General features: G+C 41.1%; 13 protein-coding genes and 2 tRNA genes (1 of these 15 cut by a window edge). 4 read left to right on the top strand and 11 right to left on the bottom strand.

Annotated elements, in window-relative coordinates:
* Nucleotide 1: 1 nt before the first annotated feature.
* Entirely contained in the window at nucleotides 2-1,006 is a 1,005-nt protein-coding gene (locus tag CIT02_RS06300; RefSeq protein ID WP_292610694.1) for a UPF0104 family protein, read from the top strand.
* Nucleotide 1,007: 1 nt separating this feature from the next.
* Here CIT02_RS06300 and CIT02_RS06305 read toward each other — a convergent pair.
* The 8 genes from CIT02_RS06305 to thiC form a co-directional block, all read right to left on the bottom strand.
* Nucleotides 1,008-1,081, bottom strand: a tRNA-Gly gene (locus CIT02_RS06305).
* A 125-nt stretch (nucleotides 1,082-1,206) separates the two neighbouring features.
* Nucleotides 1,207-1,608 carry an OB-fold nucleic acid binding domain-containing protein gene (locus CIT02_RS06310; protein ID WP_292610697.1) on the bottom strand — a complete coding sequence of 134 codons (402 nt, stop codon included), beginning with the start codon at nucleotides 1,606-1,608 and terminating at the stop codon, nucleotides 1,207-1,209.
* Nucleotides 1,609-1,694: 86 nt separating this feature from the next.
* The gene (locus CIT02_RS06315; protein WP_292610699.1) at nucleotides 1,695-3,368 is read right to left on the bottom strand and encodes an ATP-dependent DNA ligase; all 1,674 of its coding nucleotides are present in this window, start codon (nucleotides 3,366-3,368) and stop codon (nucleotides 1,695-1,697) included.
* 245 nt (nucleotides 3,369-3,613) lie between these two features.
* Nucleotides 3,614-5,032 (bottom strand): PAS domain S-box protein, encoded by a 1,419-nt coding sequence (locus CIT02_RS06320; protein ID WP_292610701.1) that lies wholly within the window; start codon nucleotides 5,030-5,032, stop codon nucleotides 3,614-3,616.
* 281 nt (nucleotides 5,033-5,313) lie between these two features.
* Nucleotides 5,314-6,165, bottom strand: a complete 852-nt coding sequence (locus CIT02_RS06325) for a winged helix-turn-helix domain-containing protein (protein WP_292610703.1) — start codon at nucleotides 6,163-6,165, stop codon at nucleotides 5,314-5,316.
* A 270-nt stretch (nucleotides 6,166-6,435) separates the two neighbouring features.
* On the bottom strand, nucleotides 6,436-6,945 hold the full coding sequence (locus tag CIT02_RS06330) for a ferredoxin-thioredoxin reductase catalytic domain-containing protein (RefSeq protein ID WP_292610705.1): 510 nt from the start codon (nucleotides 6,943-6,945) through the stop codon (nucleotides 6,436-6,438).
* Nucleotides 6,942-7,220, bottom strand: a complete 279-nt coding sequence (locus tag CIT02_RS06335; RefSeq protein ID WP_292610707.1) for a glutaredoxin family protein — start codon at nucleotides 7,218-7,220, stop codon at nucleotides 6,942-6,944. Before CIT02_RS06335 ends, CIT02_RS06330 begins: the two co-directional genes overlap by 4 nt.
* Nucleotides 7,221-7,374: 154 nt before the next feature.
* Nucleotides 7,375-8,649 (bottom strand): phosphomethylpyrimidine synthase, encoded by a 1,275-nt coding sequence (gene thiC / locus CIT02_RS06340; protein WP_292610709.1) that lies wholly within the window; start codon nucleotides 8,647-8,649, stop codon nucleotides 7,375-7,377.
* Between the two features lie 50 nt (nucleotides 8,650-8,699).
* Between thiC and CIT02_RS06345 the strand changes: the two genes are divergently transcribed.
* Nucleotides 8,700-9,083 (top strand): HPP family protein, encoded by a 384-nt coding sequence (locus CIT02_RS06345; protein ID WP_292610711.1) that lies wholly within the window; start codon nucleotides 8,700-8,702, stop codon nucleotides 9,081-9,083.
* Between the two features lie 53 nt (nucleotides 9,084-9,136).
* Here the strand turns inward: CIT02_RS06345 and CIT02_RS06350 are convergent, their stop codons facing one another.
* Entirely contained in the window at nucleotides 9,137-9,967 is an 831-nt protein-coding gene (locus tag CIT02_RS06350; protein ID WP_292610713.1) for a methanogenesis marker 8 protein, read from the bottom strand.
* A 248-nt stretch (nucleotides 9,968-10,215) separates the two neighbouring features.
* Between CIT02_RS06350 and CIT02_RS06355 the strand changes: the two genes are divergently transcribed.
* Nucleotides 10,216-10,325 (top strand) — tRNA-Met (locus CIT02_RS06355).
* Between the two features lie 125 nt (nucleotides 10,326-10,450).
* Here the strand turns inward: CIT02_RS06355 and CIT02_RS06360 are convergent.
* Nucleotides 10,451-10,744, bottom strand: coding sequence for a DUF2769 domain-containing protein (locus CIT02_RS06360; protein ID WP_292610715.1), 294 nt, complete (start codon nucleotides 10,742-10,744; stop codon nucleotides 10,451-10,453).
* 53 nt (nucleotides 10,745-10,797) lie between these two features.
* Complete coding sequence (locus tag CIT02_RS06365; protein WP_292610717.1) at nucleotides 10,798-10,998, bottom strand: hypothetical protein; 201 nt, start codon at nucleotides 10,996-10,998, stop codon at nucleotides 10,798-10,800.
* 259 nt (nucleotides 10,999-11,257) lie between these two features.
* On the opposite strand from CIT02_RS06365, the gene CIT02_RS06370 reads away from it, so the two are divergent.
* Nucleotides 11,258-11,960, top strand: the 5' portion of a protein-coding gene (locus CIT02_RS06370) for a HesA/MoeB/ThiF family protein (protein WP_292610719.1). Its footprint extends 50 nt past the window's final position; 703 of the gene's 753 nt are visible here — the first part of the coding sequence; the start codon lies at nucleotides 11,258-11,260; its stop codon lies off the right edge, out of view.

The raw sequence follows: 11,960 nt of genomic DNA on the forward strand, positions 1-11,960 counted from the left end.
CTTGAAAAAATACTATGTATTCTTGATAAGTATTCTCCTTCTGGCCCTCCTGGTAATCTGGATTGGTCCCCAACAGATGTGGGAAATTATAAAAACTGCCAATCCTTGGCTTATACTGTTGGCCATTTTCATACACCTCTTTGTGGTTTGGATACGCTCGTTACGTTGGGGTTATATTATTAACCAGCCCCGGGAATTTAAGAAGAACTTCATTGTCAAAACCATAGGGCTTTTTGCCGGTAACTTCAGCCCCATGCGCAGTGCAGGGGAAGTGTTAAATGCAGTTGCCGGTAAAAAGATCAACAAAATAACACTCTCTGAGGGTCTGTCTGCCGGTTTAACTGAAAGATTCTTCGACGGAGCCATAGGGGCTATTTTATTATTGATCTGTGCTTTTTTACTCCCAAAAATAAGAGTGTTGGCTATTATGGGAGGATTAGCCTCTTTAGGACTTTTAATAGTCATTTACCTCATCAATTGGAGGGAAGATACCAGCATCTGGATTTACAATCGTATCCATTCCGTAATGCGTTTTCTACCCATCTCTGAAGAAGTGGTGGAGACCTTCTACCATAAGTTCACCGAGGGTTTACGCAGCATGATTGAATACACCAAAAGCTTCAGCAGTTTCCAAAATCTAATGGTGGTATTCCTGTTAACCGGTACCTCCTGGATTCTGGAATGTGTGCGCCTGTACGTAGTTTTCATGGCCTTCAATGTTGAAATCAACTTTGTAGCCATTATCATCATCTTCCTACTGGCCAATATAATTGGAATAGTATCTGCCCTTCCGGGAGGTATTGGTTCCATTGAACTGTCCCTTACAGGATTGTTCGTGCTTTTCGGAGTTCCCAGTACAGTTGGTGGAAGTATAGCTATGGTGGATCGTTTAGCTTCATTCTGGGTGGTTTCTGCCCTGGGAATTGTATTTTCAGCTTATTACGCCAGGGATATACTGGATGAGATCAAGGGGTACACCCTGGGTTTGAAAAAGAAAAAGGGTTAGATGCGACGTCCGGGATTTGAACCCGGGTTGTAGGCTTGGGAAGCCCAAGTCTTAACCAGGCTGGACCAACGTCGCTCATCATTGATTTTATTTTTCTAATTTAAATTTTTATGGTCGGAATATAAACAACCCCTTAACTACCTGGTTTTTATTTAAGCTTATAAACCAACTTTTAATTTTCTATAAAGATTTAACCGTGATTAGGCCATTATTTTAAGAGAACTGGCATCCTTGAGAACCAATTCCAGACTACCTTTGTATTCGGTGACCTTGCCCACAATTTTTATACGTCTCTGTGTGAGGCTCTCCAGGTTAACACTGGTCTTCTGGATTTCTGTTGCTGCACTTTCAAATACCACCACTTTGATCCTTCCAGTTCCATCCATAATCTCCAGAAAATAGGTTTCTCCCTTCTGGGACTGGCTGACCCCGGTGACCATCCCCTCAACTGAAACCTCCTTATCCAGCATTCCCCGATCCATGTCTTTAATTTGAACTGTTTGCGGAGTTATAGAATTAGCAGAGGCTATCATGCCCACTAGTCCACAAATTGCAGTAAACAGGGCCACTTTAAAGATTTTCTTATCATCGATACCCACCATAGTATTACTTTATCTATTGTTATTAATAAATTTGTGGTAGTAAAATTTAAAAAAAGTGGGGATTGAGGGGATATAAAAAAAATGGATTAACTTTTCTCTGAGTTTTTGAAGATTGATTTAATTCTCTCCAGGGTGTCAATTTCATCCAGACCAATATCATTACGGATCCTTTTAACCACCGGGAAACGTAGAGAGTATCCAACCTCAGATTCCGGACTTTCCACTATCTCACTAAAGGCAATCTCCATGATTATAGAGGGAACTATCTTCACCTGTCTACCATCTTTGCTTTCAATGAGTGGTTCTACCATTTCTGAAAGTTCCAGTAAGGTTTTATCATCCAGTCCCGTGGCAGCATAGGCCAGAGGTTTGAGGTTGTCATTTTCATCCCGAATCGCCATCAAGTAGGAGCCAATTAAATGGGCACGTTTACCCTTACCGTAAGTGCCACCAATCACCACCAGATCCAAGGTTTCTGGTTCGGCTTTTAATTTAAGCATCTTCTTACCCCGTATACCTGGCATGTAGGGTGCTTGGGGGTCCTTGATCATGATACCCTCGTGACCCTGTTTAATGGAAAGTTCAAAGAGATCCTGGGCCAGGTGAATCTCTTCAGGACGGACTTTAACCTGGGCCGAAAGCTCTACCCTGTCTTTTTCAACTTTAACCAGTGATTCAAGTATATTTCTCCTCTCCTGAAGAGGTTCATCCAGGGTTGGCCGGTGATAGTAGAGTACATCAAACAGGTAGATGGTTAACGGGATTTTGGAGACCATTTTATCGATTTCATATTTCCTTCGTACCCTCTGAAGCATGTACTGGAATGATATTGGTTTTCCATCCCTACTGGCAATAATTTCTCCCTCAACAATAAAATCTTCGTGGGGAAGGGATTTTTCAATGTATTGTGTGATTTCTGGAAGGGCCAGGCTGATATTTTCCAGTCTTCTGGTGAAGATGTCGATCTTATCACCGTGTCTGTGGATTTGAACCCTTATACCATCATATTTGGTCTCACAGAGCGCCCACCCCATTTCCGCCACACTTTCCTTTATACCGGAGGATAACTGGGCCAGCATGGGTTTAACTGGTTTTCCAGGTTTTAAGGTTAATTTTTTCAGTCCTTCCTCCCCTTCTTTCCAGGCCACAGAAGCCACCAAGCCCATGTCATTGGTTAACATGTGCGCCCTTTCGGCTACTTCAGTAGGGATGTTAAAGGCTTGAGAAATAGCATCACGGATGGTTCCCTCCCCCACACCTACCCGTAGTTCCTCCAGCACTGTGCGGGTGAGGTACTTGGCCTCTGAAGGTGATGCCGATGATAATAATTCCATTAAAAGGTCTATCTTTTTAAACTGGGCCCTGTTTCCAGAAACTTCCGCCATTTTCACCAGATTACGGTGCACCTTCTTTATGGTCAGCGGTCGGCTGAAGAGGGTCACCTGACTTTTCTTCTGGTATAGCTCCTCAGCTGCCAGACCAATATCCCCGGCATCACGCATCTGATTTTCCACCTCACCGGGAGAAACACCAACTGCCTGAGAAATGGCCTTCATCAGAAGTTTCGACCCTATCCCCAGTTCTTCCTCACTCCAGGTTGGGAAAATTCTGCCCAGGGACAGTAAAGTTACCATGGGGATGAGTTCTGGTTCTTCTTCTCCCACTTTAGCCAGAAAATTGGCCAAGATATCTGTTTTCTCCAGACGTTTGGTGGTAGAGTCCAGATCCTGGTAGACCTCCACTAAATCTTCATATAACATTAGAATATCACCGTTAAACTGATTTACAACCATTAAAAAATTATTCAAACATGCTTAAGCTTTTTCACGTTAAAAATATAAGAACACTGTTATTTAAATTTTAAACTTTCCTCATTGTTTAAAAAAATAGATAGAAAATAATCATGTCTGGGACTCGAAATAGGTTGGAGAGGATTGTTTATATCCTCATAATGTTAATAGACGCTAACTATCCTGAAAAATCCCCTTAAAATTCCGATTTATGCCTAATATTCGGATCGAGACCATAGAATCTGGAAAGTGGTTCCTTTATTTTTGGAAAGGATTATGCTGCCCTCTAGTTGGTTTACCAGGGTGTTGACCAGTTGGAAGCCCATGGTTCCACTGTCTTTAAATTGAATATCGGAAGAGAGTCCCACTCCATTGTCTTTAACCAGGAGAACATTGTTATCATGGTTGTCCAATCCAAATTCAACACATATCTCTCCTTCCATGGTTCCTGGGAAGGCGTGTTTCACGGCATTGGTTAAAAGTTCATTGATGATGAGTCCACAGGGAATTGCTGCATCGATATCCAGCATCAGCCCATCAGTATGGGTTTTCATCTTAATTCTATCTGTGTCTACATGATAGGAACTGACAATGAGTTCTATGAGTTTTTTAATGTACTGGGAAAAGTCGATGAGAGCGAAATCTTCTGACTGGGAAAATCCATCGTGTATCAGTAACATTGATTTGACCCGGTTTTTGTTATCTTTCAGGACTTCCCGGTTCTCTTCATTTTTCATGTACACTGACTGGAGTTCCAGGAGGCTGGATATTATGTTCATGTAGTTTCTAACCCGGCCATTTATCTCTCCTAAGAGCATTTCCTTTTCTTTTAAAGACGCGTTTATCTCGGTTTCCGCCTTTTTACGATCGGTAATATCCTGGGCTATCACCTGAACCGCGAATAATTCCCCGTTCTTAAGTAAAGGTGCGGGATAAACTTCCATTAAACGTATCTCCCCGTCTCTGGAAATTAAACGGGACTCGAATGGCCCGACCTCTTCTCCGTTGAGGTATCTGGAAAATAACTCCTGGTAATACACAGAATCCTCACCAGTGATGGATTGTAGATCATTGAAGTTCATGCCAATGGTGTCTTCACGTGAAAGGGGACTGAATTTTGCCGCAGCATGGTTAAGGTCAATTATTTTACCATCTAACCCCAAAACAACCACATAGTTCGGGAAATATTCGAATAGAGTTCTGTATTTTTCTTCCCGTTCTTTGATAGCTTCCTGGGCTTTAAACTTCTCCAGTTTCTCCTTAGCCTCTTTTAAAGCTCTTTTAACGGAGTGAGGAAGTTTTGTGAGGTTATTTTTTAGGACATAATCCGTTGCTCCTTCTTTGAGCATTTCAACTGCAAAATCCTCGCCTATCTTGCCACTTACAAAGATAAAAGGCGTGTTAGGGGTGATTTCCCGGGCCAGGTTCATGGCCGTGATACCATCAAATTGGGGCAGTGAATGATCGGCCAGGATGATACTCGGCTGGAATTCTGCCAATTCTCTCCGGTAATCCTCTTCTTTCTCCACGATTCTGGATGTGAATTGAAGTCCCTCACGTTTGAGCTGAGTTTCTATTAGTTCAGCGTCCAGTGGCACATCCTCTAATATTAGAACTCTTATTTCTTCCGCCATAACATCCCACAGAGTACAATTAATTAAGATTTTCAGATGTTATTGGTATGCACCCCACACATTTATAGTTATTTTCATTTTTCACGAGACCCCCATTATCTGATAGGAAACATGAAAATATTATATAGCTAATCATCCATGGTTAAAACAAGGCATATTGGTTAAAAACCGTTTTAAATAATTTAAAGCTATTTTAAACACTTAAAAAGAGAATATAAAAAATTAGAGGAAGGGAATAATAAATTCCCGGAGTTATATGTTAATATCGGGATCAGTTAGATTTACTCCATGACCATAATCTCGTCCTGTATTTCCTCGGAGCCAATCTTCACTGGGGTTGCTTTTTGCATATAATGATCAAATAACCGGTTACCCCAGGAAATGGCTTCTTCACCCTTGCTGATCAGAGCTATGTTGAGATCGTAGGTTCCGTCAGTTGAGAATAATCCCATTGCAATGAAATTGTCTCCGGTGGTTAGTGAGATTTTTACATCTTCATCAATTTTCATCAACTGCAGATTACCATCCTTTATCCATTTTCCCAGTTTATCTTCCCCCACATTTTCCACCAGTTTATCCAGAATTCCTTCGGTCATGATAAGCTGAACATTTCCGTTTTTCTCCAGTGTTTCCAGGAATGTTTGGATACTGGAGGGGTTGTACACTGAAGTGAGTTGTTTAAAGTTCCGGCTTTTGGATAAAAACTCTGAAAAGACTTCCTGTGGCCTCATTATATTGGTGCTAGTTGATTTCACAATGAATGATTTTTCCAGGCAACCTATGTCCTTGAAGAGTTCTGGGGGGATGCAACTGATGTCATGGTTAAGGAATAGGCCTTCACACAGGTTCAAGGAGTAGAAAGACCTCATTACATCAATTAACTTGTTGGCTACCACTTCTCCAGTCTGGGACAGGGAGTAGTTTCCTGATTCTCGGAAGATGAAATTTTTCTGCTCCAGCTGGTTCATTCCGTGCAGAATAGTAGAGGAACTTAGATGGATCTCCTTACGTAGATCTGCCAGATTCTTGGATCCGCTCCTTAAACTGATTAATATCTTTGCCCGGACGTCCGAGGCTATGAAAAATTTCATATCATCCTTTACTTGCTCGTATAGTTCAAACATATAATCCATTTCAATTCCACCTTTTTTTTGGTAAGGGGATTTTAATAATAATGTATGAGTTTAGGTTAAGACTTTCATTATTGATTTAGGTGAACTTAATTTTAGTTGCTATATCATATGGATAGTAAAGATTAATAAATATTGGCCTTGTAAGTGTTATATAAAGATAGATTAGAAGTAGTAAAATTGATTATTAGTAACCATATCACCATATTTGCCAATAATCACAGATTTATTCAAAATAATAAATAGTTAAAGGTTTATAAATAAAAATTTAGATTAAATAAACCTTTCAAATCTCTCTTTTCCCACATTACATATGGGACATGTCTCAGGAGGCTCCTCACGAGCACATAAATATCCACAAACTCTACATCTCCACACTGGAAAAGACAAAGAACTTAAATCTTCTTTTTCTGTATATTTTTCCAGGGATCGGCGTTCTAGAGGTCCGGGTCTTCTTTCAGGTATGGAACTTAGTTTTTTTTCACCATTAAGAATTTCTTTGGAGATATAAAGTCCACAGTAACATGCGCCAAACTCGTTCAGGTCTGGATCACGGTAATCACAGGGACAAATTATGTCCAAGTCTTCTTCTTTGATTCCAGACGCCAGGCGACAGGGACAGGCCCCATAACCATAACGTGACTGGTTAATGAGGATGCTTTCCAGGAGTTCCTTGGTGAACATCTCATCAGGGTTTAAATGATATCCCTTAGGCTCAGTTTCTTCTTTTAACTTTTTATAAAAAGCATTTACGTCTTCAACAGTGATATCAGTTGAATTCATCCCAATATCTCCCTTACTTTATCTTCATTAAATCCCACAATGGTTTCTTCATCATTTATCACCAGAGTAGGGAATGAAAGTTTGGGATTCCATTTTTCCACGTTCTCAATTGCTTCTTTTCTTTCATCACCGTGCAGTAGGTCCACGTAAATATAATCATATTCCACTCCTAAATCTTCCAGGAGCATTCGTGTCTTTTTGCACCAACCGCAAGTACTTAAGGCAAAAAGGACTGTTTTACCTTTGTTTTCACCATCAACGTGTTCCATTAACATTAGGTTTCCTCCTTAACCACACATTTTACAGTTTGTTTAATAGAGAAATAAATCATGTAAATATCCACATCTTATTCTTTTTTTTATGTTCAACTTTCTATTAATAAACTGGCACTGCAATCAAAGAAAGGAAAGGCTGATACCTTTACCGTTGTTAGATATTATCCCGTACCATTCTCAAAGCGCAGAACTCACCACACATGGTACACATATCACTTTCAGCCGTAGGCCTCCTTTCACGACATTTTCTTGCTTTTTCCGGGTCAAATGCTAGCTGGTACTGTTTTTCCCACTGGAAATCTTTCCGGGCATGGGCCATTTCCATTTCTTTATCCCAAGCACTTTTAAGACCATTGGCAACATCTGCAGCCTGTGCAGCTATTTTAGAAGCCACTACGCCCTCTTTAACGTCCTGTAATCCTGGTATAGACAGGTGTTCTGCAGGGGTGACGTAACACAGGAAATCCGCCCCGGAACGAGCTGCCAGTGCTCCCCCAATAGCGGAAGTTATGTGATCATAGCCTGGAGCCAGATCAGTTACTATTGGACCCAAAACATAGAATGGGGCCCCTTTACAGACTGTTTTCTGTATCTGCATGTTGGCTTCCACCTGATTCAGGGGTACGTGTCCGGGTCCTTCCACCATAACCTGCACATCTGCTTCCCGGGCACGTTTAACCAGGTCTCCCAGTATGAGGAGTTCCCCCATCTGGGGTATGTCGGAGGCATCGGCCAGACAACCGGGCCGGAGCCCATCACCCAGGGAGAGGGTGACATCGTGTTCCCGGGCAATCTCTAAGAGGTAATCATAATTTTTGTATAAAGGGTTTTCTTCCTGGTTGTGGAGTATCCAGGCAGTCAGGAAAGCTCCCCCACGGCTCACCACACCCATGATCCTTTCTGAATTTTTAACTTTTTCCACAGTGTCCAGAGTGATGCCACTGTGCACTGTCATGAAATCCACGCCCTCCCGGGCCTGTTCTTCTATAGCCCGGAACATGTCATCTTCATCCATGTTCACCACTGCTTTTTTCGCATCAGAAGCTGTGATCCCGGCCTGGTATATGGGTACTGTCCCCAGAGGAATGTCCGTGGCTTCCATTATCGCCTGCCGCACCTGGCGAAATTTAGGTCCAGTGGAGAGGTCCATCAATGCATCTGCACCGTATTCAGCGGCAATTTTAGCCTTTTTAACTTCTAACTGCACATTCTCCAGTTCCGGGGAAGAACCCAGGTTGGCGTTTATCTTGGTACGGAGTCCCTTACCCACACCACAGGGTTTGGTGTTCCGGTTCTTGTTGCTGGGAATCACCACATGACCTTTAGCAACTCTTCTGGTGAGTTTTTGAACGTCTATGCCTTCGTATTCTGCTACTTTTCGTATTTCATCTGTGGGCTGGCCCTGGCCAGCCTGATACAACTGAGTCACTTTTCATCCCTCGTTTCATATATTAGGAAGTAGGTCTTAAATTAATTATTATGATAGAAAAACTGCATGCTAAGGATATCATGATCCAAGAGGTGCATGTTACCTCCCCCACGGACCTGGTTGCTGCTGCCAAACTGAAGATGATGCGCTGCAATGTGGGGGGCCTGCCCGTAGTTGAAGAACAACATCTGGTAGGGATAATAACCCATCGAGACGTTTTACTTGCTGGAGGTGAATCTCTGGGTTTGAAGGTGGGTGATTTAATGAGCAAAGACCTTCAGGTTGTGGAAAAGGACACCCCAGTCATGGTTATCACCCGGATAATGGCAGATAAAGGTTTTCAAAGAATTCCAGTGGTGGAGGATGGCAATTTAGTGGGACTGATAACTCAGAGCTCACTTATCCGTGCACTGGCTGATTCCGGAGAAAGTTAGTTTCCTTGAAAGGGGTAATTATAAATCAGGAAATAGATTATTTTAAATTGTGCTTAAATTAAAGGATCAGGTATTTTAGCATCTTTTTTCTCCTTTATTCCCCCTATCTTTTCTATTCTAAGTTTAAGGAATTTTTCCCCCTCATTACTTGCTGCATAAATTGGTATTGAAGCCCCCACTGAAAATGCATTCTTCTCTGCAGCGAGATTTCTTATCTGGAGTGAAGCACACGCCGTGATCACATCAGCATGCTCAAACAAAACCTCCGCATCTTCGTAAGAAGTAGCCGTGGTGTGGACTGCAAAAATATAGATCTCCACGCCTTCCTGCTTGCTTTCAATTTCCCTGATTCTTTTGGCGTCATCTGCAGAAGCAATAGTCACGCCGATTTTAGTGTATCCCTCATCAATAGCTTTTAAAACACCCTTTACCTGATCAATTTCCGCATTTTCTGGATTTAATACTTTCTCCCGACCTACACTGTTGATTAATGCAGTTAGGGGGCTAGTACTGATAATTCCAGAAACTCTGCCCCCTATCCCCTGTGCCAGTTCTGGATCTTCGACTATCACCGTGCCACAACCTTCGCATACGATTATCGCACATTGGATGATTTCCTCATCCAGTAAAGTACCCAGTATCTCTGATATTCCAAAGGATAGAAAATCTGCCATTTTCAATTCTCTCTGGTTGGTACACATACCAAAATCATTGATACGGAACTCCATGTTTTCTTTAATTATTTGGGGAGTGATTTTTTCTATTCCCCGGTATTTATGGAACAGGGGACAGTAGTCAACTTGAGGTTCTTCCACTTCCACTACCTTACCATCCCTTATAATTACTTTTGCCTTTCCCAAAGCCTCCATTACATGCTCATCCATATTTAACACCTTTTTTGTTTTTTCCAAACCCCAGTTTCCTAGTGTATTCTTGTCTTAAAAGATGGACATAAATAAGTAATCAATGCCCCGTGGAGTTAATAGGACAGGTGAATTCAATAATAAAATCCGGGCCAGACCACTGCAATTTGTTATGGTGAATAAATTAATAGATTTGTAAAAAAGGTTAATAAAGGGCGGTTTCTATAGAAAACTTTAAATGAGATGAGAATGAACAGCATATAAGCCATGCCGGGGTGGCTCAGCTGGTTAGAGCGCGCGGCTCATAGGGTATTAAGCAAGTGCTCTGACTTTTTCCTGGGATACCGCGAGGTCGCGGGTTCGAATCCCGCCCCCGGCACTCATTTTTACTTTTATAAAACAAAATAGCGTTGAATATTACATTAAATCATATTGTAAACTGTTTTTTAATGTTTTTTAATCCATCCTACCAAAATATCCTAAAAAAAGAATAGACCCTATGGTCTAAGATTTACCCCGCTGTTCCTCTTCCGAACCCTTTAAACAATACAATTCATGTTTAAGCTGGAAGTTATCATGAGCCGGGCAGGTGGAACATATACATTCTGCGGGATCAACTTCACATTGGCTTTTACCTAAAAAACAAAATAAAGATTCACTATTTTCCGTCATACACTGATTATAAGTGGGACAACTACGGCATATGCAGATCCTCTTCTTTTGCATGTCAATTAATGAGTTTAACTGTTCTTCTGACATTTCTGACATTTTTTCCATGATTAGTTCAAATCTATCCAACTAAATCACCTGTTAGCCTAAAATCATATGATCTTTGGCTTTGATTTCTTTAATTATTTGTCATTCTTTCCGGAGAAGTACTTCATCCGGATAACATTGAAAGCAATCACTACCACCACAAAGGCGATTCGAATATAAGGGCTTACCGGGGCGAAAAGAGCAATTAATAAAATAGCCACTCCCACCAGACTGTGGGTTAAGAGATTTTTCCAGTCAGTAAGATAAGATTGCAATCCTTTAAATACACGATTCATGTTTTTCACATCCTAAATTCATTAAAACTACCATTATAACTTATAAATCTACTATTTACACACTTAAAGAGTGTGAAGACAATTCGCAGATTGAACCATTAAAAAGGTAAACCTAGTTTATATCTGATTATGATATATAAATTTTTGATATATCTTTCTAGAATATATAGGTATGGTTAAGGGTAAGTGCACCAAAAATATTAAAACAAACAATAGCAGACCCTTTAGATAATTAATGAATGGCTTATTTGGTGTATCCATGCCTGAAAACAACAATGAAAAAATTTATTGGGAAATATTAGACCGGCAAAAGGGAATCATCGGCAAAGAGGAACAGTTAGATATTTTAAACTCCTCAGTTACCGTTATCGGCTGTGGAGGAATAGGAGGGGCCACAACCGAGATGCTAGCCCGAATGGGAGTTGGAAAACTCAAAATAGTGGACAAAGATGTCTTTGAAATATCTAACATTAATCGACAGCTCATGAGCAACCTGAAAAGTATCGGTACACCCAAAACACAGGCAACTAAAGAAAGACTCCAATCCATCAATCCAAACATTGAAGTTGAAACCTTCAACACTGAATTAAATGAGAAAAATGTCACAGAAATTTTAACCGGAAGCCAGGTGGTGATTGATGCCCTGGACAATATTTTAACCCGGATAATCGTGGGGCGCAGTGCAGAAGCGCTCAACATACCATTCATACACGGAGCTATACACGGAACTATGGGCCAAATTACTGTTTTTAATAATTCAACTCCTTCATACGAAGAATTATTCAAATTACCTTCACAAGGGAAAGAATTAACTGAAAAAATCATTTCCCAGATCTCAAATCTTAGTAAAGAGGTTCCACCAGTCCTGGGACCGGTTCCCAACATCGTAGGCTGCCTGCAAGCCATGGAAGCCGTTAAACTAATTACCAGGAAAGGTACCCCTATAATGGCCCCCTGCGTGT

Origin of the sequence: Methanobacterium sp. BAmetb5, assembly GCF_003491305.1 — an archaeon.
Classification (GTDB): Archaea; Methanobacteriota; Methanobacteria; order Methanobacteriales; family Methanobacteriaceae; genus Methanobacterium.

What these genes read in the sequence shown, in the direction of transcription:
- CIT02_RS06310 (WP_292610697.1), bottom strand. Translation starts at nt 1,608, where the DNA reads ATGGTGGGTATCGATGATAAGAAAATCTTTAAAGTGGCCCTGTTTACT.
- CIT02_RS06315 (WP_292610699.1), bottom strand. Translation starts at nt 3,368, where the DNA reads ATGTTATATGAAGATTTAGTGGAGGTCTACCAGGATCTGGACTCTACC.
- CIT02_RS06320 (WP_292610701.1), bottom strand. Translation starts at nt 5,032, where the DNA reads ATGGCGGAAGAAATAAGAGTTCTAATATTAGAGGATGTGCCACTGGAC.
- CIT02_RS06325 (WP_292610703.1), bottom strand. Translation starts at nt 6,165, where the DNA reads ATGGATTATATGTTTGAACTATACGAGCAAGTAAAGGATGATATGAAA.
- CIT02_RS06330 (WP_292610705.1), bottom strand. Translation starts at nt 6,945, where the DNA reads ATGAATTCAACTGATATCACTGTTGAAGACGTAAATGCTTTTTATAAA.
- CIT02_RS06335 (WP_292610707.1), bottom strand. Translation starts at nt 7,220, where the DNA reads ATGTTAATGGAACACGTTGATGGTGAAAACAAAGGTAAAACAGTCCTT.
- CIT02_RS06345 (WP_292610711.1), top strand. Translation starts at nt 8,700, where the DNA reads ATGATAGAAAAACTGCATGCTAAGGATATCATGATCCAAGAGGTGCAT.
- CIT02_RS06350 (WP_292610713.1), bottom strand. Translation starts at nt 9,967, where the DNA reads ATGGATGAGCATGTAATGGAGGCTTTGGGAAAGGCAAAAGTAATTATA.
- CIT02_RS06365 (WP_292610717.1), bottom strand. Translation starts at nt 10,998, where the DNA reads ATGAATCGTGTATTTAAAGGATTGCAATCTTATCTTACTGACTGGAAA.